At 64.6% G+C, this 23,962-nt stretch carries 24 protein-coding genes and 1 other RNA gene; 15 read left to right on the forward strand and 10 right to left on the reverse strand.

The genetic code is table 11. From position 1 onward, the window contains the following. Positions 1-23: 23 nt before the first annotated feature. The 12 genes from MKK51_RS09740 to MKK51_RS09795 all read left to right on the forward strand — a co-directional run bounded on the left by MKK51_RS09740 (position 24) and on the right by MKK51_RS09795 (position 10,887). Positions 24-761 carry a biotin/lipoate--protein ligase family protein gene (locus MKK51_RS09740; protein ID WP_243976712.1) on the forward strand — a complete coding sequence of 246 codons (738 nt, stop codon included), beginning with the start codon at positions 24-26 and terminating at the stop codon, positions 759-761. Further along, positions 758-2,053, forward strand: coding sequence for an OprO/OprP family phosphate-selective porin (locus MKK51_RS09745; RefSeq protein ID WP_243976713.1), 1,296 nt, complete (start codon positions 758-760; stop codon positions 2,051-2,053). Before MKK51_RS09740 ends, MKK51_RS09745 begins: the two co-directional genes overlap by 4 nt. A 133-nt stretch (positions 2,054-2,186) precedes the next feature. Further along, positions 2,187-2,765: a DUF6505 family protein gene (locus MKK51_RS09750; protein WP_243976714.1), complete on the forward strand. Its 579-nt coding sequence runs from the start codon at positions 2,187-2,189 to the stop codon at positions 2,763-2,765. Then, positions 2,762-3,772, forward strand: a complete 1,011-nt coding sequence (locus tag MKK51_RS09755; protein ID WP_243976715.1) for a DUF6352 family protein — start codon at positions 2,762-2,764, stop codon at positions 3,770-3,772. The genes MKK51_RS09750 and MKK51_RS09755 overlap by 4 nt, the downstream gene beginning before the upstream one ends. Next, positions 3,769-4,311 (forward strand): DUF3305 domain-containing protein, encoded by a 543-nt coding sequence (locus MKK51_RS09760; protein ID WP_243976716.1) that lies wholly within the window; start codon positions 3,769-3,771, stop codon positions 4,309-4,311. Before MKK51_RS09755 ends, MKK51_RS09760 begins: the two co-directional genes overlap by 4 nt. Next, positions 4,308-4,970, forward strand: a complete 663-nt coding sequence (locus MKK51_RS09765) for a DUF3306 domain-containing protein (RefSeq protein WP_243976717.1) — start codon at positions 4,308-4,310, stop codon at positions 4,968-4,970. The genes MKK51_RS09760 and MKK51_RS09765 overlap by 4 nt, the downstream gene beginning before the upstream one ends. Positions 4,971-5,065: 95 nt before the next feature. After that, the gene (locus MKK51_RS09770; RefSeq protein ID WP_243976718.1) at positions 5,066-5,713 is read left to right on the forward strand and encodes a molecular chaperone; all 648 of its coding nucleotides are present in this window, start codon (positions 5,066-5,068) and stop codon (positions 5,711-5,713) included. A 44-nt stretch (positions 5,714-5,757) separates the two neighbouring features. Beyond that, positions 5,758-5,982 (forward strand): formate dehydrogenase, encoded by a 225-nt coding sequence (locus MKK51_RS09775; RefSeq protein ID WP_019905151.1) that lies wholly within the window; start codon positions 5,758-5,760, stop codon positions 5,980-5,982. A gap of 7 nt (positions 5,983-5,989) precedes the next feature. Next, positions 5,990-8,932 (forward strand): formate dehydrogenase subunit alpha, encoded by a 2,943-nt coding sequence (locus MKK51_RS09780; protein WP_243976720.1) that lies wholly within the window; start codon positions 5,990-5,992, stop codon positions 8,930-8,932. Positions 8,933-8,944: 12 nt separating this feature from the next. After that, positions 8,945-9,541: a formate dehydrogenase FDH3 subunit beta gene (gene fdh3B / locus MKK51_RS09785; RefSeq protein ID WP_243976722.1), complete on the forward strand. Its 597-nt coding sequence runs from the start codon at positions 8,945-8,947 to the stop codon at positions 9,539-9,541. A gap of 47 nt (positions 9,542-9,588) precedes the next feature. Beyond that, the gene (locus MKK51_RS09790; protein ID WP_243976724.1) at positions 9,589-10,620 is read left to right on the forward strand and encodes a formate dehydrogenase subunit gamma; all 1,032 of its coding nucleotides are present in this window, start codon (positions 9,589-9,591) and stop codon (positions 10,618-10,620) included. A gap of 63 nt (positions 10,621-10,683) precedes the next feature. Next, the gene (locus MKK51_RS09795) at positions 10,684-10,887 is read left to right on the forward strand and encodes a hypothetical protein (protein ID WP_243976726.1); all 204 of its coding nucleotides are present in this window, start codon (positions 10,684-10,686) and stop codon (positions 10,885-10,887) included. A gap of 119 nt (positions 10,888-11,006) precedes the next feature. On the opposite strand, the gene MKK51_RS09800 is transcribed toward MKK51_RS09795, so the two are convergent. Next, complete coding sequence (locus MKK51_RS09800; protein ID WP_243976728.1) at positions 11,007-11,783, reverse strand: HesA/MoeB/ThiF family protein; 777 nt, start codon at positions 11,781-11,783, stop codon at positions 11,007-11,009. Between the two features lie 112 nt (positions 11,784-11,895). Here MKK51_RS09800 and dapE point away from each other — a divergent pair, with 112 nt between their 5' ends. Next, positions 11,896-13,080: a succinyl-diaminopimelate desuccinylase gene (dapE, locus tag MKK51_RS09805; protein ID WP_243976729.1), complete on the forward strand. Its 1,185-nt coding sequence runs from the start codon at positions 11,896-11,898 to the stop codon at positions 13,078-13,080. Positions 13,081-13,085: 5 nt separating this feature from the next. On the opposite strand, the gene MKK51_RS09810 is transcribed toward dapE, so the two are convergent. The 5 genes from MKK51_RS09810 to recR all read right to left on the reverse strand — a co-directional run bounded on the left by MKK51_RS09810 (position 13,086) and on the right by recR (position 17,483). Continuing rightward, positions 13,086-14,369, reverse strand: a complete 1,284-nt coding sequence (locus tag MKK51_RS09810) for a hypothetical protein (RefSeq protein WP_243976730.1) — start codon at positions 14,367-14,369, stop codon at positions 13,086-13,088. Between the two features lie 130 nt (positions 14,370-14,499). Then, positions 14,500-15,252 (reverse strand): tRNA pseudouridine(38-40) synthase TruA, encoded by a 753-nt coding sequence (gene truA, locus MKK51_RS09815; RefSeq protein ID WP_243976731.1) that lies wholly within the window; start codon positions 15,250-15,252, stop codon positions 14,500-14,502. A gap of 25 nt (positions 15,253-15,277) precedes the next feature. Further along, positions 15,278-16,207 carry a methionyl-tRNA formyltransferase gene (gene fmt / locus MKK51_RS09820; protein ID WP_243976732.1) on the reverse strand — a complete coding sequence of 310 codons (930 nt, stop codon included), beginning with the start codon at positions 16,205-16,207 and terminating at the stop codon, positions 15,278-15,280. Positions 16,208-16,235: 28 nt separating this feature from the next. Further along, positions 16,236-16,754 (reverse strand): peptide deformylase, encoded by a 519-nt coding sequence (locus MKK51_RS09825; protein ID WP_243976733.1) that lies wholly within the window; start codon positions 16,752-16,754, stop codon positions 16,236-16,238. Positions 16,755-16,877: 123 nt separating this feature from the next. Further along, positions 16,878-17,483 (reverse strand): recombination mediator RecR, encoded by a 606-nt coding sequence (gene recR, locus MKK51_RS09830; RefSeq protein ID WP_056251929.1) that lies wholly within the window; start codon positions 17,481-17,483, stop codon positions 16,878-16,880. A gap of 347 nt (positions 17,484-17,830) precedes the next feature. Here recR and MKK51_RS09835 point away from each other — a divergent pair, with 347 nt between their 5' ends. Then, the gene (locus MKK51_RS09835) at positions 17,831-19,447 is read left to right on the forward strand and encodes a phosphoenolpyruvate carboxykinase (protein ID WP_243976734.1); all 1,617 of its coding nucleotides are present in this window, start codon (positions 17,831-17,833) and stop codon (positions 19,445-19,447) included. A gap of 64 nt (positions 19,448-19,511) precedes the next feature. Here MKK51_RS09835 and MKK51_RS09840 read toward each other — a convergent pair whose 3' ends face one another. The 4 genes from MKK51_RS09840 to MKK51_RS09855 all read right to left on the reverse strand — a co-directional run bounded on the left by MKK51_RS09840 (position 19,512) and on the right by MKK51_RS09855 (position 22,237). Further along, entirely contained in the window at positions 19,512-19,832 is a 321-nt protein-coding gene (locus MKK51_RS09840; RefSeq protein ID WP_243976735.1) for a YbaB/EbfC family nucleoid-associated protein, read from the reverse strand. A 60-nt stretch (positions 19,833-19,892) separates the two neighbouring features. Beyond that, positions 19,893-21,752 (reverse strand): DNA polymerase III subunit gamma/tau, encoded by a 1,860-nt coding sequence (locus MKK51_RS09845; RefSeq protein WP_243976736.1) that lies wholly within the window; start codon positions 21,750-21,752, stop codon positions 19,893-19,895. A 67-nt stretch (positions 21,753-21,819) separates the two neighbouring features. Next, positions 21,820-21,918, reverse strand: an RNA gene (ffs, locus tag MKK51_RS09850) — signal recognition particle sRNA small type. 55 nt (positions 21,919-21,973) lie between these two features. Further along, positions 21,974-22,237 (reverse strand): PepSY domain-containing protein, encoded by a 264-nt coding sequence (locus MKK51_RS09855; protein WP_027172369.1) that lies wholly within the window; start codon positions 22,235-22,237, stop codon positions 21,974-21,976. Between the two features lie 145 nt (positions 22,238-22,382). Between MKK51_RS09855 and MKK51_RS09860 the strand changes: the two genes are divergently transcribed. Next, positions 22,383-23,918, forward strand: coding sequence for a YifB family Mg chelatase-like AAA ATPase (locus MKK51_RS09860; RefSeq protein WP_243976737.1), 1,536 nt, complete (start codon positions 22,383-22,385; stop codon positions 23,916-23,918). The last annotated feature ends 44 nt before the right edge of the window (positions 23,919-23,962 follow it).

Below are 23,962 nucleotides of genomic sequence, written 5' to 3' on the forward strand. Positions count from 1 at the left end.
GGGCGCAGGTAGAACCGAAACGCATGGCGCCGAGCCCCGACCACCCGGACCTGATCCTGCCGCCCGTCTTCTCCCTCATGGTTACGAGCGGGCCAGAGAACGCGTTCGACGAAGCCTGCGCGGTCGCCGCCTCCGGTGACGCCACCGGGCGTCTCGTTTGGCGTCGAAGCGCAGAGGTGTTCGATCTCGCCGTCATCCTTGAGCCGGACGAGCCCCTCGCCCGGGCGCGCCGCGCCTTCTTTGCCGGCATGGTGGCGCTGGCCGACGCCATCGGTGCCCATGGGCCGCCCGAGATCCCGGTTACGTTCGACTGGCCCGACACCGTCCGTTTCGACGGCGCGCGCCTCGGCGGCGGGCGTCTCGGATGGCCGCCGGCCTGCGGCGAGGACGAGGTGCCGGACTGGTTGGTCTTCTCTGCGACGGTCATCGCCTCGAAGGCGCGGGCCGGCGATCCCGGCCTGACGCCGGATTCGACGTCCCTGGAGAACGAAGGGTTCAATGTCGAGGACGGTCACGGCCCCCTCGTCGAGAGCTTCGCCCGGCATCTGATGAAAGCGTTCGCCGTCTGGGACGAGGACGGGTTCGCGGGGATCGAACGGCGCTATCTCCGGCGCCTCGCCGATGGCGGTCCGTCGGCTCGGATGGGGCGGATCGACGCGAATGGCGATCTCCTCGCCGATGGCGGTGAAAGACACCCTCTCGTGGCGGTCCTGACGGGGGTCGCATGGCGCGATCCGCATACGGGTGAGCCGCGCCTGTGACCGTATCGGCGAACACCCGCACCGCCCTCATCGTCGCGCTCGCGGCCTCCCTGTTCCTGCCGGTCGGGCTTCGGGCCGAGGATGCGCCGAGGGGCGCGGCCATCGAGGCCAAGGGCATGCCCGGCCCCTATGGCGAACAGCTCACCATCGACGACAAGGGCATCACCCTGACCTTTCCCGATGAGTCCGTGAAACTGCGCATCGGCGGCCGTCTTCACCTCGATTTCGGTGCGGCCGGCATCCGCCAATCGGGTTTCGGCGATCCGTTCAGCGACACGATCGCCGTTCGCCGCTCCTGGATCGAGACGACGTTGGGCCTCGGCAAGGATGTCGGGATCGGTTTCCAGTACGATTTCGCCGATCCGGTGACCCCAATCAACGATGCGGTCCTCGTCTATCGCGGCGTGCCGGACATGCTCTTCAGTATCGGCAACGAGAAGGAGCCGTTCGGTCTCGATCAACTCGCCTCGAACAACAACATCCTCTTCACCGAGCGAGCCTTGTCCGACGCGTTCGTGCCGGCCCGAAACTTCGGTTTCGCCGTCGGGGGGCACGGGAAGGACTGGAGCATCGTCACCGGAGTTTTCGGCGGCAACGCCAATACCGGCATCGGCACCGAAGGCATCGCCTCGACGAGCCGCGTCACCTACGCTCCGATCAACGACGACAACCGGACCCTGCATGTCGGTCTCGCCGGGAGCTACCGCGGCCTGCCCCGCGACGAGAGCCCGCTCTCGCTGTCCAGTCGGTCGGAAGCGTTCCTGTTTACGAGAAGCTTCGTCGATACTGGAGACATCCGCGATGCCGCCAGCATCGCCCGCCTCGGCGCCGAACTGGCCTACCGCTCCGGCCCGCTGCTGGTGAGTGCCGAATACACGCGGACTGAGATCGGTCGCTTCGACGGTGCTAAGCCGCTGAGTTTCCAGGGCGGGTACGTCCAGGCGAGTTGGGTGCTGAACGGCGACAACCGGGCCTATCGCATGGCTCCCGACTTCAACGGAACGAGTTACGCCGTCTTCGGCGGCGTCAAGGTCGCCGAGGCCCAGCGCATCACCCGAGGCGGCTTCGGCGTGTTCGAGCTCGGCCTGCGGTTCTCGGCCATCGATCTCGACGATGGCGGCATACGCGGCGGCATCGAACGGGACGGCACCGTGGGACTATCGTGGTATCCTGACACCAACATCCGCATCATGGCCGATTACGTCCGGTCCCATACGTCACCCTCGGCTCTTCAGAACGGCCGGACCATCGATGCCGATACGTTCATCGGCCGTTTCCAACTGTACTGGTGAACCCGTGTCGTCCTTGTCCGCGAGCAATCGCGGTCGCCCCGCACCAGATACCGGCCTTGAAAGCCGCGATCATCGCCGTCATCCGGAACGCGAGTCCGGCGAGCGGCGACAGGATGGGTCCTCGGAATCGTCGATGAGCAGTCTCAAACTTCCACGGACCCTTCGCCTCGACCCTTCGGACACCTTCGTCTTCGCGCAGGCTGCCGAGCCCGGTGAATGGGCGGTGACCGGGTCGTTTCTGTTCTGGGATGCCGACGTTCCGCTGCTCCAGGGCAAGGAGCGGACGGCGTTCCGCTCCGGGTTCCTCGGGGTGACGTCCCTGGGATTCTCGACCCTGGTCGTCGTGAGCGAGGCGACACCGACCGAGCGGGACGCGGCGGTGGAGGATCTGGCACGTCATCTCTGCGAGCGCCTCGGCGCCCCGAGCCTCGACGTGGCCCGCGTCGCGGCGGCGGAGGAGATCGAGTTTGCCGGCTCCCTGTGCCAGCCTGCCATCGGCAGCGTGATCGCTCTGCACAGGACCTTCGAGGACGGGGAGATCCGGGAGGCGTTCCGCACCCTGCACCAGCGCGGGCTGGGTGTGGCGGGGGCGGACAAGCTTCATGCCCACGCCAGGGCCTTCACCTTCGTCGAGAGCGATGATGAGCCCGAGGAGCGGGCGGACCTCATCGGCCTGGCGACGGCACCGGGATCGAAAGGCGAAGCACGATGACCGAGTTCTGGGTCTCCAGCGGCCACCATCTTGCCGGGCGGACCGAGGGGGGCGGCCTCGCGGTCACCGACGAACTCATCCTCGCCTATCTCGCCAGGCCGGAATTGGTGCCGCCCGACGAGGCCTGCATGGCCGAGCGGGCGCTCCACCGCAGCCTCGTGAGCGCACCGCGCCGGCCGGTCTCCCCCGGAGAGATCGCCGCCATGGCGGATGGCGATGCGCGCGAGAACTGGACGATGATGCTCGCCTTCCGCGACCGACTGACGGCCGCGCGCTCCGTGGAGGCCGCCTATCTCGATCTCGTTCGCAGGGGCCTGAACGGGACGCCGCCGATCTTCCTCAGCCAGTTGGCTCATCTCATCCTGCGCAATGCCCTCGATGGCTGCGACGATCCCTACACCCTTCGCGCGGGTGAGCTCTTCTTCCGGCCTCAGCGCGTGTCCTTCGTCGATGGCGCCGCCCTGCTGGCCGATGCCGAGGTGATCGAGGCGCGGGAGACCGGGGCCGCGCAATCGCCCCTCGTCGCCATGCTCGGCAAGGAGGCCGCGAACGAACTCGACGTGCTCACGGACGAGACCGCCTGGACCTATTGGAGCCGCTCCGACGCCTTCACCATGGCGCTCAACCTCGGGAGCAACCCGAAGAGCCGCGACGGACTCGCCCGCGCCATCGAGGCCTGGATCCGCCACCTCCTGCACGTGCAGGCGACGGTGGAGCCGATCGCGTCCATGGACGATCCGGATTGGCGCTGGTTCGTCGGGCTCGACGCGCAGGCGACCCGGATCGGCAACGCCCTATGGAACGGCGAGTCCCTGGACGAGACGAGCCGCATGCGCATCCTGGCCCTGTTCCGCCTGACCTTCGCCGATGACCGGCGGATCGACCCGCGCGCGGCCGGCCGGCCGGTCTATCTCCTGATGGCCATGGATCTTGACAAGCGCCTTTTCCTTAAACCTCAGAACCTCGTGGCGGGATTGCCGCTCACTGACGGTGCGGAGGCCGCATGACCGAGCAGAACCCAAGCCAAGCCGCGACGCCGCCCGACGACCGTTTCGAGGTTGGGATCATCGTTGCCAAGCGGACTCTGAAGAGCCGTTGGGCGAGCCATGCCTGGCTACCGGTCGCGGCCCTTCCGGCGATCCCCGCCGCCTTGCCCTGGACCATGCTCTCGGCGACTCCCGAGGAGGAAACCTTCTACGCCGGTGCCTACGAGGTCTCGCTCCATCCCGCCGAAACGTCGCATTACCGCGACAACCTGATCTCGGGCCGGCCCTCGCTCTGGGTCGCCCTGCGGCAGGTCGCGGAAGGAAGCTACGATCTCGCTACCGTAACGGCCGATCCCTACGAGGGCGAATCCATGGCCGAGGGCATCGGCGAGGTGGTGGAAGCGGTGCCCATGCCGCTGGAGGTCCAGGCGAAGGTCCTGGCCTTCTTCGAGGCCTTCCACGTCGAACAGGTTTTCCACAAGCGCAAGCGCGACAGGGCCGATCCCGAGGCCCTGGCCCGCCAGGGCACCGGCACGCGCAGGCGGGGTGACGAGGGATGAGCGGCGGCGATTTCTTCTCGCGCTGGTCGAAGCGCAAGCGTGCCGTCTTGACCGAACTTCCGCCCGCGCGCGAGCCGGCCGGGAGCGAGGCGGCCGGGAGCGAGGGGGCGCCCCACGCGGAGGAGCTTTCCGATGGTGAAACCCTGCCGCCCGAGGAGCTCGCCAAGCTGCCCTCGCTGGAAAGTCTGACGGCTCAGACCGACCTGACCCAGTTCCTCCGGGCGGGCGTGCCGATGGTGATGCGCAAGGCGGCCCTGCGCCGGATGTGGTCGCTGGACACAAACATCCGCGACTACGTGAGCGAAGCGCGGGAATACGCCTATGACTGGAATGCGGTGGGTGGCGTGCCGGGGAACGGGCCCCTTCTGCCTACGGATGACATCAAGGCCATGCTGCGGGACATCTTCGATGGGACGCCCGTCGAAGACGTGGAGCCCGAGCAGACGACCGCCGAGGCCACGTTGATCGAGGCGGATCAGCCGGAAGAAGACGAAGCGCCCGCGAAAACCGACGACGATATCGATCACGCCGACGCGGACGAGCAGCTCGTCGCATTACCGCAAAGCAATCCGAGCTCGGCCGCTCGCCCGCCAAGACCCGCTCCTGTCGATGCGTCCGTTCCGAGACCGCGACGACATGGCCGTGCTGTCCCGCTTTGAGCGATTAAAAACTACGTTGCGCACGTCCCAATCCGGGCTATTGTGCGCGAAGTGAATTCACTTCGCCCGCGATCGGGTCGCGGTTTGAGGATGGTATGCGTTCGGTGGAGTTGTTGCGCGAGGACGAGGCGAAGCCCGTTTCCGGCGCGCCTGGCATCTCACAGTCGGTCGCCGAAGACGTCGATTTTCTGCGCGCGCATCTCTACGATCTCCTGGCGGCCTTGACCGGTCGGGCACCGTCCGACGATATCCTGTCTCTCCTTGCCGGATCGGACGGCGATGGCAGCCCCCTGGGCAAGGCGTGTTCCTCACTCGCGGGCGAAGCGGCCGGTGCGGACCTCGCGAAGGTGGGACGCGAATATTTCGACCTCTTCGTTGGCGTCGGGCGCGGCGAGGTCGTGCCGCATGCCTCCTACTACCTCACCGGCTTTCTCAACGAGCGCCCGCTGGCCCGCATCCGCCAGGATCTCGCCCGGCTCGGCATCGAAGCCACTGGCGGGATGAGCGAGCCGGAAGACCACGTGGCGATGCTGCTCGAGACCATGGCGGGTCTCGTCTCCGGTCGGTTCGAGACCGAACCCGGTGAGGACCGCGTCTTCTTCGAACGGCATCTAAAGCCCTGGGTCGGGCGTTTGTTCGACGATGTGGCGGCCAATACCCGTTCGTCTTTCTACCGCGCCGCGGGCGACCTCGGCCGGACGTTCATCGACATCGAGACCCAGGCCTACGCGCTCGACGCGTGAGGTGGGGACCATTGAGACATCGGTCGCATTCAGGAGTGACGAGCATGCGGGACGATCGAAAGGACGAGATGGGACGGCGCCATTTCTTCCGCGCCCTCGGCGGCGGATCGGTGGCGGCCGCCGCCGCGATCACGGCCCAGCCGATGATCGCGACGCCCGCACAGGCCTACGATCCCGGTGCCGAGGAGACGAAGGCCCGCTACCGCGAGTCCGACCACGTCAAGGCGTTCTACCGGACCAACGGCTACGAGACACTGAAGAAGAATTGAGGGCGCCATGCTGATCAAGCGCAAGACCGGCGGCCCGGACCGCACTTTCCATCCGGCCGTGGCCATCGGCGACACGCCGAAGGCCATCGACCGTCGCGCCTTCCTGCGCAATTCCGGCCTCGTCGCGGGAGGGCTCGCGGCGGCCGGTTCAATCCAGCTCGGCTCGGTCCGCAAGGCCAAGGCGGCGGGCTCCTCCGCGATCGGTCCCGAGGTGACCATCAAGAAGAACATCTGCACCCACTGCTCGGTGGGCTGCACGGTGACGGCCGAAGTGGTGAACGGCGTCTGGGTCGGACAGGAGCCGTCCTTTAGCAGCCCGATCAACCGGGGTACCCATTGCGCCAAGGGCGCAGCGATCCGCGAACTCGTCTCCAGCGACCGTCGTCTGAAGTACCCGATGAAGATGGTCGACGGGCAATGGACCCGCATTTCGTGGGATCAGGCGATCGACGAGATCGGCGACAAGATCACCGGGCTCCGTGACAAGTACGGCCCCGATTCCGTCTACTGGCTCGGCTCGGCCAAGTTCACCAACGAGGCCGCCTACATCTTTCGCAAGTTCGGCGCTTTCTGGGGTACCAACTCGGTCGATCACCAAGCGCGCATCTGTCACTCGACCACGGTGGCCGGCGTCGCCAATACCTGGGGCTACGGGGCGCAGACCAATTCCTACAACGACATCCGCAACGCCAAGACCATGATCATCCTCGGCGGCAACCCCGCCGAGGCGCATCCGGTCTCCCTCCAGCACCTGCTCTCCGGCAAGGAGATCAACCGTGCGAACATGATCGTCATCGATCCGCGCTTCACGCGGACGGCGGCTCACGCCACGGAATATGTCCGCATCCGCTCCGGCACCGATATCCCGGTGGTCTGGGGCATCCTCTGGCACATTTTCCAGAATGGATGGGAAGACAAGGAGTTCATCAGCCAGCGCGTCTACGCCATGGACGACGTCCGCAAGGAAGTCGCCAAGTGGAACCCGGAGGAGGTCGAGCGCGTCTCGGGTGTGCCCGGCGAGCAATTGCGGCGCGTGGCCGAAACGTTCGCGAAAGAGAAGCCCGCGACCCTGATCTGGTGCATGGGCGCGACCCAGCACACGGTGGGTACCGCCAACGTCCGTGCGCTCTGCATCCTGTGTCTCGCCACCGGAAATGTCGGCAAGCCGGGCACGGGCGCCAACATCTTCCGCGGCCACACCAACGTGCAGGGGGCCACCGATATGGGCCTCGATGTGACGTCGCTGCCGCTCTATTACGGTCTCGTCGAGGGGGCCTGGAAGCATTGGGCCCGTGTCTGGGACGTGGAGTATGACTGGCTTCAGTCGCGCTTCGACGAGGTGCCTGCCAAGGCCGGCCGCAAGGCCCGGACGCGCAAGGAAAGCATGGAATCGCCCGGCATCACCTCGACCCGGTGGTTCGACGGCGTGAACCTTCCCGAAGAGCAGGTCGACCAGCGCACCGGCATCAAGGCGATGATGGTGTTCGGCCATGGCGGCAACACCGTCACCCGCTTGCCCGAGGCAGTGAAGGGCCTGACCAAGCTCGATCTGCTGGTGGTCGCAGACCCGCACCCCACCACCTTCGCCGCCCTCGATGCGCGGCGCGACAACACCTACCTTCTGCCGATCTGCACCTCCCTCGAGATGGACGGCAGCCGCACGGCCTCGAACCGCTCGCTGCAATGGGGCGAGCAGATCGTGAAGCCGGCCTTCGAGTCGAAGAACGATTACGAGGTTGTCTATCGCCTCGCCACGAAGCTCGGTCTCGCCGACAAGATGTTCAAAAACATCAAGGTCGTGGACAATGTGCCCGAGGCTGAGGATATCCTGCGGGAGATCAATCGCGGCGGCTGGTCGACAGGCTATTGTGGGCAGAGCCCGGAGCGCCTGAAGGCGCATATGCGCAACCAGGCGAAGTTCGATCTGGTGACCCTGCGCGCGCCCAAGGATGACCCGGAAGTCGGTGGCGATTATTACGGCCTGCCCTGGCCGTGCTGGGGCAAGCCCGAGCTGAAGCATCCGGGAACGCACATCCTCTACAACACCAACCTCCACATCAAGGAGGGCGGCGGGACGTTCCGGGCCCGGTTCGGTACCGAGCGCAACGGTGTGACGCTGCTCGCCGAGGATTCCTTCGCCAAGGGGTCGGAACTCACCGACGGCTACCCCGAGTTCACCATGGCGGTTTTCAAGAAGCTCGGCTGGGACAAGGACCTCACGGCCGAGGAAATGGCCAGCATCACCAAGACCGGCGGGGCCAATATCGATGCGGTGAGCTGGGCCACCGACCTGTCGGGCGGCATCCAGCGCGTCTGCCTCGACCACGGTGTCACGCCCTATGGCAACGGCAAGGCCCGGGCGAATGCCTGGAACCTGCCCGATCCGGTTCCGGTGCACCGCGAGCCGATCTACACGCCGCGTCCCGACCTCGTGGCAAAATACCCGACGCGCCCCGACGAGCGTCAGCTGCGCATGCCGAATATCGGATTCTCGGTACAGAAGGCGGCGGTGGATCGCGGCATCGCCAAGGACTTCCCGATCATCCTCACCTCCGGCCGCCTCGTGGAATACGAGGGCGGCGGCGAGGAGACACGGTCGAACCCGTGGCTCGCCGAGCTGCAGCAGGACATGTTCGTCGAGATCAACACCGGCGACGCCACCGATCGCGGCATCAAGGACGGTCAGTTCGTCTGGGTCTCCGGCCCTGAGAACAACGCCAAGGCCAAGGTGAAGGCGTTGGTGACGGACCGGGTCGGCAAGGGCGTCGCCTTCATGCCGTTCCATTTCTCCGGCTGGTACCAGGGCGACGACATGCGGAAATTTTATCCGCACGGCACCGACCCCGTGGTGCTGGGCGAGAGCTCCAACAACACGACCACCTACGGCTTCGATCCTGTGACGGGCATGCAGGAGACGAAGTGCACCCTGTGTCAGATCCGGGCCGTTTGAGGAATAATCGCCATGGCTCGCATGAAATTCCTCTGCGACGCGGACCGCTGCATCGAGTGCAACGCCTGCGTCACCGCCTGCAAGAACGAACACGAGGTGCCGTGGGGCATCAACCGCCGGCGCGTCGTCACGCTCAATGACGGAAAGCCCGGCGAGCGTTCGGTTTCCATGGCCTGCATGCACTGCACCGACGCACCCTGCGCGGCGGTGTGCCCGGTGAACTGCTTCTACACCACGGCCGATGCGGTGGTTCTACATTCCAAGGACATCTGCATCGGCTGCGGCTACTGCTTCTACGCCTGTCCCTTCGGCGCACCGCAATATCCGAAGGTCGGCAATTTCGGGTCGCGCGGCAAGATGGACAAGTGCACCTACTGCGCCGGTGGCCCCGAAGCTGATTTCTCCACGATCGAATACGAGAAATATGGCTCCAACCGCCTCGCCGAGGGCAAGCTGCCACTCTGCGCCGAAATGTGCTCGACCAAGGCGTTGCTGGCGGGCGACGGCGAGATGATCGCACAGATCTACAAGCAGCGCGTGATCAAGCGCGGCTACGGCTCCGGCGCCTGGGGCTGGAAGACCGCCTATCGCGAAACCGTCGCCATCTAGGCGACGAATCGGACTGCCGGGGTCAAGGCTTCAGGAAGGAAACGCCGATGCGGCGGACACTGACGATTTTCAGGACGCTGGTCGCAGCGACGATCCTCACAGCGGCTGTCGGCGCCTCGTCGACCTCCTTCGCGCAGCAGACGCGCGACGGACTGAACCCGACCGGGCAGAATCCGACGGCGGAATCCGTGAATGAGGAGTTTCTGTTCAAGCAGGACCCGAAGATCACCGGTCGTATCAGCATCCCGGACGGCAAGGCCGCGAACCTGATCCAGCCCGCCGGCCGGGATTATCGCGACTTCCGGGAACGTTGGCTGCCCTGGCTCAGTGCGCTGGCGGTTCTCGGTGCCGTCGCGCTTCTCGGTCTGTTCTACTTCTTCCGGGGCCGCATCCTGATGGAGCGCGGACCCGATACCGGCCGCAAGATCCTGCGCTTCAACGGGTTCGAGCGCTTCGCGCATTGGATGACCTCGAGCTGCTTCATCATCCTGGCCCTGTCCGGACTCAATTATATCTTCGGCAAGCGCCTGCTGATGCCGCTCATCGGTGCGGATGCATTCGGCGTCGTCGCGCAGTACGCGAAGTTCAGCCATATCTACCTGGCGTGGCCGTTCATGATCGGCGTCGCCCTCATGCTGGTGCTCTGGCTGAAGGACAACATCCCGAACAAGATCGACATCGCCTGGATCAAGGCCTTCGGTGGATTCGTCGGCGACAAGCATCCCAGCGCCGGCCGATTCAACGCGGGCCAGAAGATGGTGTTCTGGATGGTGATCGGCTTCGGCTCGGCCATGAGCGTCACCGGCCTGATGATGATCTTTCCCTTCGTCCTCACGGACATCACCGGAATGCAGCTGATGCAGGTGGTTCATGCCCTCATCGGCATCGCCTTCATTGCCGGCATCCTCGCTCATATCTACATCGGCACCCTCGGCATGGAGGGCGCCTACGACGCCATGGGCAGCGGCAAGGTCGATCTCGGCTGGGCCAAGGTCCACCATGACCTCTGGGTCGAGGAGGAGCAGGCCAAGAACGCGAATGGCCCGCAACTCGGTCGCCATCAGGTGCCTGCCGAGTAACCTGCCGGACAACCACAGACGGTCGGCCACCGGCGCCGGCATGTCGAGGATCGGACAACGTCCATGAAAGCCTTCATCATCGCCCTCGTCGTCGCCGTCGCCCTCGGCACGCTGGCCGCCACGCTCCTCAATCAGCAGCAGCGCTTCGCGTATCAGGCCTTCTCGACCTCCGGCGCGCGGGTCTCCGACCCGGCGGGTCACAGCAACCTCGTCGGGCCCCATTGGAACGGCGTAACCCCCGATCCGGAGAAACCTTCGAAATCCTGAATTCCTTGCCCTGGCGGATCGCCCAAAGGGCCGGTTCAGGCTCTCGAAAGTAGCCACGCATCGCCGGCCCGTCGCACAGGAATCGGCCCGCACAGCAGAGCAAGAGCAACCGTCCGCCCCTACGTCGCTGATCCGCTCAACGGATTATTCTCGTCCCAGCCGTAGCCAAGCGTTTCGAAGCGCATGGACCGGGCATCGACCATGAGCAGCCGCCCCACCAGCGGCTCGCCGAAATCCGCCACCGCGCGGATGACTTCCATCGCCATCAGCGAACCCATCACTCCGGCCAGAGCGCCGAGCACGCCGGCTTCCGCGCAGGCGGGGACGCTGCCGGGCGGTGGCGGGTTCGGGAACAGGCACCGATAGGTCGGATTGGGGCGGCCATCCGGCCCGGTCTCATGCGCGCGGATCGTCGTCAGGGTGCCATCGAACTGTCCGAGCGCGGCCGTGACGAGCGGACGCCTCGCGTGGAAACAGGCATCGGACACGGCGTAGCGGGTCGCGAAATTGTCCGACCCGTCGGCCACGATATCGTATCGGTCGATCAGGCCGGCGGCATTGTCCCGGTCGATCCGCATAAGATGTGGTTCGATCCGCACATGCGGGTTGAGACGCGCAACGGCGTCGCTGGCACTGTGGATCTTCGTGCGGCCGATATCGGGTGTCCCGTGGATGACCTGCCGCTGCAGATTCGAAAGCGAAACGGTATCATCGTCGACGATGCCGATCGTGCCGATGCCGGCCGCGGCCAGATATTGGATCAGCGGAGCGCCGAGACCGCCGGCTCCGATGACCAGTACCCGTGCGGCCTGCATGCGTGCCTGTCCCGGTCCTCCGACCTCGCGCAGGACGAGGTGACGGGCGTAGCGTTCGACTTCGTCGGTTGAAAAGGCCATGGCGGTGAAATAGCCTCTGTGACGGGGCGCCGAAAGGCCGCCGGGCCGGTATTTGCGTCATGCCGCTCCGCCGCCTATTCGCCACGGCGGAATGTCCCACCTCGACGAGACGATGCCCGTGTCATCTCCTGTTATCGCCGATCGCTCGCCGCTGGCCCTCGCCCAGGCCCTCATCCGTTGTCCGTCGGTGACGCCGGAGGAGGGCGGGGCCCTGCAATGGCTCGGCGGCGTCCTGGAGGCGGCGGGTTTCACCGTCGAGCGCCCGCGCTTCTCGGAACCGGGAACGCCCGACATCGACAACCTCTACGCGCGGATCGGGACCGGCAGCCCCTATCTCCTTTTCGCCGGCCATACCGATGTCGTCCCGCCCGGCTCCGTCGAAGCGTGGCGGCATGGGCCGTTCCACGGCGCGGTCTCGGACGGGATGCTCTACGGCCGGGGCGCCGTCGACATGAAGGGCGGCATCGCCTGCATGCTCTCGGCAGCGCTTGCCTTCGTCGCCGAGCGGGGAGGGGCGTTCAACGGATCCATCGGGTTCCTCGTCACCGGCGACGAGGAGGGGCCTGCCGTCAACGGCACGGTGAAGCTCCTCGCATGGGCGAAGGCGCGGGGCGAGCGTTTCGACCATTGCCTTCTCGGCGAGCCCACCAACCCATCGCGCCTCGGCGAAATGATCAAGATCGGCCGGCGCGGCTCCCTCACGGGCAAGCTTGTCGTCCATGGCCGTCAGGGCCATGTGGCGTATCCCCACAAGGCCGAGAACCCCATTCCCGGCCTGCTGCGTCTCGCATCGGCCCTTCTCGATGAGCCCCTCGATGGCGGTAGCGCGCATTTCGATGCGTCGATCCTCGAATTCACCACCATCGATGTGGGCAATCCGGCGACCAACGTCATCCCGGCCGACGCGCGTGCCACGTTCAATATCCGCTTCAACGACGGCTGGACGGCTCAGACCCTGGGGGCCGAGATCCGACGACGGCTGGAAGCGGCCGCCGGCAACGCGGTCCGCTTCACCCTGGACCTTCAGCCATCGAATTCGCCGGCGTTCCTGACGGCACCGGACGCGTTCACCCATCTCGTGGCCGAGGCGATCGAGGCGGAGACCGGGCTTCGGCCGACCCTATCCACCACCGGGGGCACGTCGGATGCCCGTTTCATCAAGGATGCCTGCCCGGTCATCGAATTCGGCCTCGTGGGCGAGACCATGCACCAGACCGATGAATGCGTGGCGGTCGCCGATCTGGACCGGCTCACGGCGATCTACCAGCGGTTGCTGACAGCTTACTTTAATAGATAGAAATCCTATCGGTATCTTTGAGGAAAGCGTCTGTTATTTTCGCCAATAGTGTTGCCGACCATAATGTATATCTGGCGAAGCCGATGGATATGCGGATCGTTCAAGCGTAACTTTATGTTTGCAATGCGGGTTTCATGTGAAATATCCTTAGTTATTCCATCTTCCCTGATGCTTGAGCGAACATGATCTGCAAGCAAAATTCCTCCAACCATATCAATTAGGCCGGCCTCACTGACTTCTTGATCAAATATGACTCGTTCTAGATCAAATATAGTTCTGATCCCTAGTCCCCAGAGCTTTACTAGAGACGATTGACCTGTTGAACAATAGAGTTGCGCCTGAGCAACCCAGTCCATGATTTGATAAACGCCATATGGTGTCTCAACAAAAAGCATCAGTGGATTGGCTGCTGCTAAGTTTTGAACAGACTTTATATGGTAGTCTGCTAGGCGATCCCTAATTTCTGTATCGATCCCGTCTATCACTTCAACGGGTGTTGTAAAAAACATATCATAAAAATTTTTATTTTCTCTTTTGTACCCTCGAAGTTTGCTTTTTGTAATTAGTGCTCGAGTGGCCACCTCTGGAAAATATCCAATCGCAAAGGCTACAACGAGACCAATGTACGGAAACGGATTAAGATTTGCACCTGCTGTGGTCTGCACAGTTATAGAAGACAATGGCTTGAATAAGGCTTCGTTAGAAAGTAATGCGACTGTTACACCCACAATAAGGTTGTTCGCAGCGCCGACAAACGAAGCCGGACTGAGATCAAAGTTGTTTATTGCTCGAAAGAAACTTCTAATCAAGAAGATGTATCCTCCCGAAAATGCGATTATGAACACCAAAATCCAACTTGCATTATGCTGTTCGTCGCCTTGGAATATCATGGCACATTCTTTAATTTTTATACACGATATTATATTTGTGCTTGATATAATTTGAAGTACATAGCTTGATAAAATTAACGACGCAGAAAAAAGAGCAATTATGAGCGGTATTGAACTTACAACCCAAGCAAATATACTATAGTCTTTATTGATAAAATCTTCAGATTCAGACTTATTTTCAATTTTTTGCGGTTTTCTTTCAATGAAATATTTATATTTGACAAATTCAAAGGAGGGAATAAACATATCTCCAACGCGTTGACTATCGAAAACAGCAGATAGATCGTTTATTATTCCCTGTCTTTGCCCTTTTACTGATTCTCGAATTATAAAAAATATTAAAGGCGGCAGAACGCTGATTGCTAGAGAAATCGCTAAAACGGCCAGTGGAAATTCCATTGAAAATACCTCAAATAAGGCAGACTTCACGGGATTCTAAAAAGCTTAAATCCACTGACGTTGCAATGTTTGGTTGTGAGTTTTAATACTGAGTGCCGATTTTTTCGTGCGCCGTGCAGCCGGAATCTGACTACGGATAATCCACCCCCACGAAGGTCAGTCCCTTCGCAGGTGCCATGGGACCGCAGCGGGCACGGTCGCGGCTCGCCAGGATCTCTGCGACCTCGGCGATGCCGAAGCGGCCGCAGCCGGCCATCATCAGCGTTCCCACCATCGCACGCACCTGATGGTGCAGGAAGGACCGGGCCGAGGTCGAGATCACGATCTCCTCGAACAGGCCCATCGTCACTGTGGCGACGTCCAGTTGTTCCAGGGTGCGGATCGGGCTGTTCGCCTGGCACTCGGCGGCGCGAAAAGCGGTGAAGTCGTGCCGGCCGAGCAGGCCCTGCGCGGCCCGGTGCATCACCTCGGCATCGAGCGCCCAAGGCACGTGCCAGACATGATCGCGCGTCAGGGCGGGCGGGCTGCGCCGGTTGAAGATGCGATAGCGGTAATGCCGGCGGATGGCGGAATGGCGCGCATCGAAACCGGGGCCGACCTGCTCGGCGCTGACGATGGCGACCGGAAGCGGGCGGAGATGGGCGTTCAGAGCATCGCGCACCGTATCCGTGCGCCATTCCTTCGTGAGGTCCAGATGGGCGACCTGATGGATGGCGTGGACGCCGGCATCCGTGCGACCCGCGCAGGTCAGGCGCAGATCTTCGCCTGAGAAGCGTTTGACGGCATCTTCGATGACGCCCTGCACTGTGATGTCCTCGGCCTGTCGCTGCCATCCGCAAAACGGGGCGCCGTCATACTCGATGACGAGCTTGTAGCGGGGCATCAGCCGCGTCCCCCGGTGCGGGTCTTCACGGAAACCGCGTTCCCGGCGCCAGATGCGCTCCGCGCACCAATTCCGATCCCGTGACGACGCCGCCTTTGCCGGCCCGGCGCAGCTCGTTGAGCCGCACAGCGCCCTCGCCGCAGGCGATGGTGCCGGACGCATCGAGCAGAATGCCGGGAGCGCCCCCTCCCTCCGCCGGGAGGGCGCGCAACACCTTCACCCGTTCCGGCCCCCTACCGAGATCGGCCTCGAAGAAGGCTCCGGGGAAGGGCGAGAGTCCGTTGATGTGGTTCGCGACCACACGCGCCGGTTTCGACCAGTCGATGCGTGCCTCGTCGTTGGTGATCTTGTGCGCGTAGACAAGACCATCCTCGCCCTGTGGCGTGAGGGTGAGGGGCCCGTCTTCCAGCTTGCGGAGGGCTTGGCTCATGAGCGCTGCGCCGACCGGCATCAGCGTATCGTGGAGGTCTCCCGCGCTCATGCCGGGGGCGATGGCGACGCGTTCTTCCATGGCCACGGGACCGGTATCGAGACCCGCCTCCATGCGCATGATGCCGACGCCGCTCGCCGTATCCCCCGCCATGACTGCGCGCTGGATCGGTGCCGCCCCGCGCCAGCGGGGCAGAAGGGAGGCGTGGAGGTTCAGGCAACCATGGCGCGGCACGTCGAGGATCGCCTGCGGCAGAAGCATCCCGTAGGCGACCACCACGGCGACGTCGCATCCGTGGGACCGGAAGACCGCGAGCGCGTCCGGCGTCTTCAGGGTTGTGGGGGTGTGAACCGGCAGGCCGAGCCCGTCAGCCAGCGCATGGACGGGTGACGAACGCAGCGCCATGCCGCGCCCGGACCGTGCCGGTGCGCGGGTATAGACCGCGGCGATGTCGTGGCCGTCCTCAACCAGACGCGCCAGGGTCGCGACGGCGAAGTCGGGCGTCCCCATGAAGACGAGCTTCATCGCGCGCGCTTTCTGCTGAAGGGTGGGATCAGGCGTCCTCGCCGCGCTTGGCCGCCTTGACGAATTTCTTGATGACGCGGTCGCGCTTCAGCTTCGACAGGTGATCGATGAAGAGCACGCCATCGAGGTGATCGATCTCGTGCTGGATACAAGTGGCCAGAAGCCCGTCGGCATCGATCTCGCGGGTTTCTCCATCGAGGTCGCGGAAGCGGACGCGCACCCGGTCCGGCCTCTCCACCTCGCCGTAATATTCCGGGATCGACAGGCAGCCCTCGTCGTAGACGCGCTTCTCCTCCGAGGCCCAGACGATCTCCGGATCGATGAAGACCTGCGGCTGGCGCGCGTTCTCGTCCTTCGACGTGTCGATGGTCACGACGCGCTTGGTCACGCCGACCTGGATGGCGGCGAGGCCGACGCCCGGGGCGTCGTACATCGTCTCCAGCATGTCGGCGGCCAGGGTACGAATCTCATCGTCGATCGCACCGACGGGGGTCGACACCTGGCGCAGGCGGGCGTCTGGTAGGATGACGAGGGGGCGGATGGTCATGGCTCGGCCGGATCTGTCGATGACAAAGGCGCAGCTCCCTGTCTCTCGGGTCCGCCGTGCCGGACCCGCAGATAAGGTTTGGCGGGTGGCCGGTCAAATCGGACGAGAGGCAACGATAGCGCCTCAGAAAGCCGTCCGGCTTCGGATGGCGGCCGAGAGCGTCCCCTCGTCGAGATAGTCGAGCTCTCCCCCCACCGGCACTCCATGGGCCAGGCGCGTCACTTTCAGCCCATGATGCGCCAAAGATTCCGTGACGTAATGCGCCGTCGTCTGGCCATCGACCGTGGCGTTCAGCGCGAGGATAATCTCGCGGACATCGCCGTTCCCGGCCCGATCCACGAGGCTTGCGAGATTGAGATGCTCCGGCCGGACGCCATCGAGGGCGGAGAGCACGCCGCCGAGGACGTGATAGCGCGCGGTCACCGCACCCGACCGCTCGAGGGCCCAGAGGTCCGAGACATCCTCGACCACCACCAGGATGGAGGGATCGCGCGATGCGTCTCGACAAATGGTGCAGGGGTCGCTGGTATCGACGTTGCCGCATTCCCGGCAGACAACGATGCGTTCGGAGGCCACCTTCATCGCCTCCGCCAGCGGAGCGAGCAACGCTTCGCGCTTCTTGATGAGATGCAGGGCCGCGCGTCTCGCCGAGCGCGGCCCGAGCCCCGGCATCCGGGCGAGGAGCTGGATCAGGCGCTCGATTTCGGGACCGGCAACGGCTTGGGCCATACGTGTTCCGTCAGACGGCCGTGGCCGTACTCGTGAAATGGGGGCGGATCTCGGTCCCTTGTAGTCGGGAATCGCCGCCGCTGCATGCGTTGCGACGCCGCTCCGGGCGTTGTTCGGCGACCCTCTTATTTCTCTGACAGATCCATCCGTTCGTCTTTGAAACCCATGGCGGCTCAATTGACCGGTGTCCTTCGCGGAATAAGCAGGTCAACGCGATAGAGTGGCGAACCTGCGTGCGGCGGACCTGAACGACCGCGCGGACGCTCTATCCGACGGGCCGAAAGCCGAATGGGAGATTCCGGCAAAGCCAGACATCAAAGCGATCAGGTGTTCGAGGAGTGACGGACGTGACACATTTCGGTGAGTTCAACGCCAGCCATGGACCCGAGAAAATCGGCCTGCGCGACCTCAAGGCTGTTCATTGGAACCTCGACGCTCCTCGCCTCTACGAGGAATCCCTGAGTCGCGGTGAATCGCAACTCGCTCATGGCGGAGCCCTGGTGGCGACCACGGGTACCCATACCGGTCGTTCGCCCAAGGACAAGTTCATCGTCCGCGACGCCTGTACCGAGAACGAGATCTGGTGGGAGAACAACGGCGCGATCACGCCGGAGCAGTTCGAGACCCTGTACCAGGATTTCCTCAGCCATGCCGAGGGGCGCGAGCTCTTCGCCCAGGATCTCTATGGCGGCGCCGCTCCGGCTCACCGCGTCAGGGCGCGGGTCTTCACCGAACTCGCTTGGCACTCGCTCTTCATCCGCAACCTGCTGATCCGGCCCGAGCGCTCGTCGCTGGCCGAATACATCCCCGATCTGACGATCATCGACCTGCCGAGCTTCCAGGCCGAGCCGCACCGCCATGGCTGTCGCTCGAAGACCGTCATCGCCATCGACTTCACCCGAAAGATCGTCCTCATCGGCGGCAGCGCCTATGCGGGCGAAATGAAGAAATCCGTCTTCACGTATCTGAACTATGTACTTCCCGGCGCTGGCGTGATGCCGATGCACTGTTCGGCCAACGTGGCGCTCGATGCCGAAGGCGATTCGGCCCTGTTCTTCGGTCTGTCCGGAACCGGCAAGACGACGCTCTCCAATGATTCCTCGCGGCAGCTGCTCGGCGACGACGAGCACGGCTGGAGCAAGGACGGCATCTTCAACTTCGAAGGCGGCTGCTACGCCAAGACCATCCGTCTCTCGCGCAATGCCGAGCCGGAGATCTACGCCACCACCGAACGCTTCGGCACGGTGATGGAGAACGTGGTGATCGACCCGCTCTCGCGCCGCCCCGATTTCGACGATGCAACGCTCACCGAAAACACCCGCTGCGCCTATCCGCTCGACTTCATCGCCAATGCCAGCGCCACGGGACGGGCGGTGCACCCGAAGAACATCGTCATGCTCACCTGCGACGCGTTCGGGGTGATGCCGCCGATCGCCAAGCTCACGGGCGCGGAGGCGATGTACCATTTCCTGTCCGGCTATACCGCCAAGGTCGCCGGCACGGAGCGGGGCCTGACCGAACCGGAGGCAACGTTTTCGACCTGCTTCGGTGCGCCGTTCATGCCGCAGCATCCAAGCGTCTACGGCAACCTGCTGCGCGACCTCATCGCTCATCACGATGTCGATTGCTGGCTTGTGAACACCGGCTGGACCGGTGGCGGCGTCGGCACGGGGCGGCGCATGCCGATCCGCGTGACGCGCCGACTGCTGGCGGCAGCGTTGGATGGATCGCTGTCGAAGGCGGAATTCCGCCGCGATCCGTATTTCGGCTTCGCTGTCCCGGCATTCGTTCCGGGAGTCGAGCCGCATATCCTTCAGCCGGTGAAAACCTGGGGCAACAAGGTCGCTTTCGCCGACACGGCGACGCGGCTGGTGACCATGTTCAAGGACAACTTCAAACGCTTCGAGGCCCATGTGGACGCGGACGTACGCGCCGCAGAGCCCGTACAGGTCATCGCCGCCTGAGGGCGGACCATCGCCCGATCCCGGCTCACGTCGGGGTCGGCGACGTCCTAAGTCGGAAATAGCTTCAAAAAAGCTTCATGCCGGGCGGGATCGGCAGGCCTTTGGTCAGTTCGGCCATGCGCTCCGCGGCCACGCCCTCGGCCTTGCCGCGCGCGTCGTTGACCGCCGCCACGATCAGATCCTCCAAGATTTCCCGCTCATCCGCGATCATCAGGCTCGGATCGAGGGTCACTCCCTTGACGAGACCCTTGGCCGTCATCGTCACGGAGACGGCCCCGCCGCCGGAGGCGCCTTTCACCTCCACGAGGTCGAGCTCGTTCTGGAGGCTCGCCATCTTTTCCTGCATGGCCTGAGCCTGCTTCATGATTCCCATGAGGTCGCGCATGGCGTGAGATGTCCCAAAGGGTTGCGGGGAACGTGATCCGAGGCGGTGCCTGCTGGAACGCTATGGTTCCTCGTCCGGTTCGTCGCCGCCCGCAATCTCCGGGCCGGCGAGGTCGACGCCGTCGGCGATCTCGACGGGAGGGGCCTTGTCCCGCACGTCGACGATCTGAGCTCCCGGAAAGCGCGCCAAGACCTCCCGCACCAGGGGATGGGCGGCGGCATTCTCGTGGCGCGATTCCAGGGCGGCACGGGCCTTGTAGGCGAGGGTCGGTTCGCCCGCCTCCTTCGAAAGGGCGACGATCCAGCGCTGCCCCGTCCAGGCGTCTAGGGACCGGGCAAGATCGTTGGCGAGACTCTGGCGACCGCCGTCGGCGAGACGGAATTCGATCCTGCCTTCCTCGAAGCGCACGAGATGGACCTCCCGTTCGAGGGCCATCTTGAGGCCGATATCGCGCCTCTCGTCGGCCATCGCCACGACGTCCTCGAACCGTGCCAGGCGGGGACCGGCCGAGACGGCGGGAACATGCGGAGCGGGCGACGGCACGAGGGCGGCCCGCACGCCGCCGCTGGCGGCGAGGGTCAGGGCGGGTCGCGGCGGCGGCTCCACCGATGCCGGGGGCTGAAGCGGGGGAAGGGGGCTGGTGGGAGCGAGCGTAGAGGCGGAGGGTAACGCGTGCGCCTGAGGCGATGCCAGAGCCTCGGTCCTCAATTGCCTCAGCGCCTCGTCCGGCGTCGGAAGGTCGGCGGCGTAGGCGAGGCGCACGAGCGCCATCTCGGCTGCGGCCAGCGGCCTCGCTGCGACCTGGACTTCAGGGATGGCTTTCAGAAGGATCTGCCACGCCCGTGACAGGGCACGAACCGAGAGCCTAGCCGCGAATGCGCCGCCCCGGCCGCGCTCGTCGGCGCTGAGCGTCGGGTCTGCGGCGGCGGCCTCCGGTACCAGTTTCAGGCGAGTGACGAGATGGGTGAAGCTGGCGAGATCCGACAGGATCACCGCCGGGTCGGCACCGGCCTCGTATTGACCGCGCACTTCCGCGAAGCTCGCCGGAACGTCGCCACGCATCACCGCCTCGAAGAGATCGACGATCCGCCCTCTGTCGGCAAGGCCGAGCATGTCGCGCACGCTCGCCCCGGTGACGAGACCAGCCCCATGGGCGATGGCCTGATCGAGGAGAGAGAGTGCATCGCGCACCGAACCCTCAGCGGCGCGGGTGATCGCAGCCAGGGCTTCCGGCTCCGCCTCGACATTCTCGGCGGCGCAGATCCGGGCCAGATGCGCGACCATGGTGTCGGCTTCGACCCGGCGCAGATCGAAGCGCTGGCAGCGCGACAGGATCGTCACCGGAACCTTGCGAATCTCGGTGGTGGCGAAGACGAACTTGGCGTGGGGCGGCGGCTCTTCCAGCGTCTTCAGGAAGGCGTTGAACGCCTTCTCCGAGAGCATGTGGACCTCGTCGACGATATAGACCTTGTAACGGGCCGAGACCGGCGAGTAGCGGATGCCGTCGATGATGCCGCGGACGTCGTCGATACCGGTATGCGAGGCGGCATCCATCTCCAGCACGTCCATGTGCCGGGATTCCATGATGGCTTGGCAATGGCGTCCGAGTTCCGGCATGGCAATGGTCGGGCCGGTATCGGCATGGCCGTCACGGACGTAGTTGAGGCCCCGGGCGAGGATGCGGGCCGTCGTCGTCTTCCCGACGCCTCGCACGCCGGTGAGCATCCACGCCTGCGGAATGCGATTGGCTGCGAACGCATTGGCCAGCGTGCGAACCATCGCGCCCTGGCCGATCAGGTCGTCGAAATTCTGGGGGCGGTATTTGCGCGCGAGGACCCGATAAGGCGTCGTCGCCGGAACGGGCTCGGGAAGACCCGGAAGGCCGGGGAAATCGCTCGGAGTGCCGGAGGTCGCGTCCATGCCGCCTTGCGTGGTTCGAGCGGCCCCGGGTCGGGGGATGCCGCCACGCGGACCTCAAAAGAAACGAAGGTGGGAGGCTGGACGAAGACCCGCTCGGTCTCGTTAGGGCTGCTTCCTTCCGGACCTGACCCGGTTGGCGAGTGAAACGTCCCTCGCCAACCTCCCAGGCGCTATATGGCCGGCGCTTCGGCGTAACGCAAGCGCCTCAGAAAGCCGGATGCTTATTCAGCTTCGCGGGTGGTGATGGCGAAGGTCTTGGGGTCGAGCTCCAGGTCGAACTGCTTGCCGTTGGCATCGATGGCGTCGTCCACGTCGATCTCGTGATCCTCGACCTCGATCTTCTTCCACTTGACGAAGCCTTCCTTCTTCAGGGTCGCCTCGATCTTGGTGAGTTCCTCAGGCGTCGGTGCCCGGTCGGCAAAGGCAGTGCCGGTCAGGGCGAAACCGAGAGCGATGGCTGCGAGGCCGGCGGTCTTGATCGACATGGACATCTCCTTGGTCAGAAATCAGACGGTTGCGAACGGCGAAGTCGTAGCGGAGTTCCATGACAATTCCGCAATGGCGCACGCGCTGGTTGTCACGGGCGCCGGCTGACCCTAACCTTGGCCTTGATCTCAAGGGCTCGAAACCATGGTCACCCGCGTCGCCACCGTTGCCTTCGAGGGGATCGAGGCGCGCGCCGTCGACGTGCAGGTGCAGATCGCCCCGGGGGCAGTCGTGTTCATGGTAGTCGGACTGGCGGATAAGGCCGTGGCGGAATCCCGGGAGCGCGTGCGCTCGGCTCTGATCGCGTCCGGCTTGGCGCTTCCGGCAAAGCGCATCACCGTCAACCTCGCGCCGGCCGACCTGCCGAAGGAGGGGTCGCATTACGATCTGCCCATCGCGCTCGCGGTGATGGCCGCCATCGGCGCGATCCCGGCCGATGCGCTCGCCGGTTACTGCGTCCTCGGCGAGTTGGCCCTGGATGGTACGATCACGGCCGTGAACGGCGTCCTGCCCGCCGCCATGGCGGCGAATGCGCAGGGGCTTGGTCTGATCTGTCCGGCGGCAACGGGGCCTGAAGCGGCCTGGGCGGGTGGCGACATGGATGTCCTCGCCCCGCGTTCCCTGATCCAGCTCGCGAACCATTTCAAGGGAAGCCAAGTCATGGCACGTCCCGAGCCGGCGGTGGCCACGACCACGGGACGGTTGCCGGACCTTCGCGACATCAAGGGCCAGGAGGGCGCCAAGCGCGCGCTTGAGATCGCCGCCGCCGGCGGCCACAACCTCCTGATGAATGGCCCGCCCGGCGCGGGCAAATCGATGCTCGCGGCCCGGCTTCCCTCCATCCTGCCGCCACTCGGGCCCCGCGAACTCCTCGAAGTCTCGATGATCCAGTCGGTGGCCGGCGAGTTGAAGGGCGGCGCGCTGTCGAACCGCCGACCATTCCGGCAGCCCCACCATTCGGCGTCGATGGCGGCGCTGGTGGGGGGCGGAATCAACGCTCGCCCCGGCGAGGCCTCGCTGGCGCATGGGGGCGTGTTGTTTCTCGACGAGCTCCCGGAATTCACACCGCAGGTGCTCGATTCCCTGCGCCAACCAATGGAGACGGGCGAGGTCATGATCGCTCGCGCCAATCACCGGGTGACCTACCCCGCGCGGTTTCAGCTGATTGCCGCCATGAATCCCTGCCGGTGCGGTCAGGGGCTGGAACCGGGTTATGCCTGCCGGCGCGGCCCCAACGACCGTTGCGTCGCGCAATACGGCGCGAGGATCTCGGGGCCGCTTCTCGATCGCATCGATTTGCGGATCGAAGTCGGTGCCGTCACGGCGGCGGATCTGATCCTGCCTCCTCCGGCCGAAGGCTCGGCGGAGACGGCGGCACGGGTGGCCTCGGCACGGGCCCTGCAGGCCTCGCGCTTTGCGGCGCACGGCCTGACCGACGTCGTCACAAACGCAACGTGTCCGGTGCCGCTGATCGAGGAGATGGCCGCGCCGGATGTGGACGGTACGGCACTGATCCGCAACGCGGCTGAAACTATGCGCCTGTCAGCGCGCGGCTTCCACCGCGTCCTGCGCGTGGCGCGAACCCTGGCGGATCTCGACGGCGAGGAGCGGGTGTGCCGCATCCATCTCGCCGAGGCCCTGTCCTATCGAGGCCGGGCCGAGCGACCGGTTGCCGCTTAGTGTCTCTCACAAAACTCCCGCTGCGCCGTCTTGCTCCGAGCGAG

The organism is Methylobacterium sp. E-045 (assembly GCF_022829685.1).
GTDB lineage: Bacteria > Pseudomonadota > Alphaproteobacteria > Rhizobiales > Beijerinckiaceae > Methylobacterium.

Excerpts from the sequence above, each read along its gene's own strand:
- MKK51_RS09755 (WP_243976715.1), top strand. The coding sequence starts at position 2,762 with ATGACCGAGTTCTGGGTCTCCAGCGGCCACCATCTTGCCGGGCGGACC.
- fmt (WP_243976732.1), bottom strand. The coding sequence starts at position 16,207 with ATGAAGCTCGTCTTCATGGGGACGCCCGACTTCGCCGTCGCGACCCTG.
- MKK51_RS09760 (WP_243976716.1), top strand. The coding sequence starts at position 3,769 with ATGACCGAGCAGAACCCAAGCCAAGCCGCGACGCCGCCCGACGACCGT.
- dapE (WP_243976729.1), top strand. The coding sequence starts at position 11,896 with ATGCCCGTGTCATCTCCTGTTATCGCCGATCGCTCGCCGCTGGCCCTC.
- MKK51_RS09810 (WP_243976730.1), bottom strand. The coding sequence starts at position 14,369 with ATGGAATTTCCACTGGCCGTTTTAGCGATTTCTCTAGCAATCAGCGTT.
- MKK51_RS09765 (WP_243976717.1), top strand. The coding sequence starts at position 4,308 with ATGAGCGGCGGCGATTTCTTCTCGCGCTGGTCGAAGCGCAAGCGTGCC.
- MKK51_RS09855 (WP_027172369.1), bottom strand. The coding sequence starts at position 22,237 with ATGTCGATCAAGACCGCCGGCCTCGCAGCCATCGCTCTCGGTTTCGCC.
- MKK51_RS09775 (WP_019905151.1), top strand. The coding sequence starts at position 5,758 with ATGCGGGACGATCGAAAGGACGAGATGGGACGGCGCCATTTCTTCCGC.
- recR (WP_056251929.1), bottom strand. The coding sequence starts at position 17,483 with ATGGCCCAAGCCGTTGCCGGTCCCGAAATCGAGCGCCTGATCCAGCTC.
- MKK51_RS09840 (WP_243976735.1), bottom strand. The coding sequence starts at position 19,832 with ATGCGCGACCTCATGGGAATCATGAAGCAGGCTCAGGCCATGCAGGAA.
- MKK51_RS09750 (WP_243976714.1), top strand. The coding sequence starts at position 2,187 with ATGAGCAGTCTCAAACTTCCACGGACCCTTCGCCTCGACCCTTCGGAC.
- fdh3B (WP_243976722.1), top strand. The coding sequence starts at position 8,945 with ATGGCTCGCATGAAATTCCTCTGCGACGCGGACCGCTGCATCGAGTGC.
- MKK51_RS09860 (WP_243976737.1), top strand. The coding sequence starts at position 22,383 with ATGGTCACCCGCGTCGCCACCGTTGCCTTCGAGGGGATCGAGGCGCGC.
- MKK51_RS09780 (WP_243976720.1), top strand. The coding sequence starts at position 5,990 with ATGCTGATCAAGCGCAAGACCGGCGGCCCGGACCGCACTTTCCATCCG.
- MKK51_RS09845 (WP_243976736.1), bottom strand. The coding sequence starts at position 21,752 with ATGGACGCGACCTCCGGCACTCCGAGCGATTTCCCCGGCCTTCCGGGT.
- MKK51_RS09740 (WP_243976712.1), top strand. The coding sequence starts at position 24 with ATGGCGCCGAGCCCCGACCACCCGGACCTGATCCTGCCGCCCGTCTTC.
- MKK51_RS09825 (WP_243976733.1), bottom strand. The coding sequence starts at position 16,754 with ATGACCATCCGCCCCCTCGTCATCCTACCAGACGCCCGCCTGCGCCAG.
- MKK51_RS09770 (WP_243976718.1), top strand. The coding sequence starts at position 5,066 with ATGCGTTCGGTGGAGTTGTTGCGCGAGGACGAGGCGAAGCCCGTTTCC.
- MKK51_RS09800 (WP_243976728.1), bottom strand. The coding sequence starts at position 11,783 with ATGGCCTTTTCAACCGACGAAGTCGAACGCTACGCCCGTCACCTCGTC.
- MKK51_RS09790 (WP_243976724.1), top strand. The coding sequence starts at position 9,589 with ATGCGGCGGACACTGACGATTTTCAGGACGCTGGTCGCAGCGACGATC.
- truA (WP_243976731.1), bottom strand. The coding sequence starts at position 15,252 with ATGCCCCGCTACAAGCTCGTCATCGAGTATGACGGCGCCCCGTTTTGC.
- MKK51_RS09795 (WP_243976726.1), top strand. The coding sequence starts at position 10,684 with ATGAAAGCCTTCATCATCGCCCTCGTCGTCGCCGTCGCCCTCGGCACG.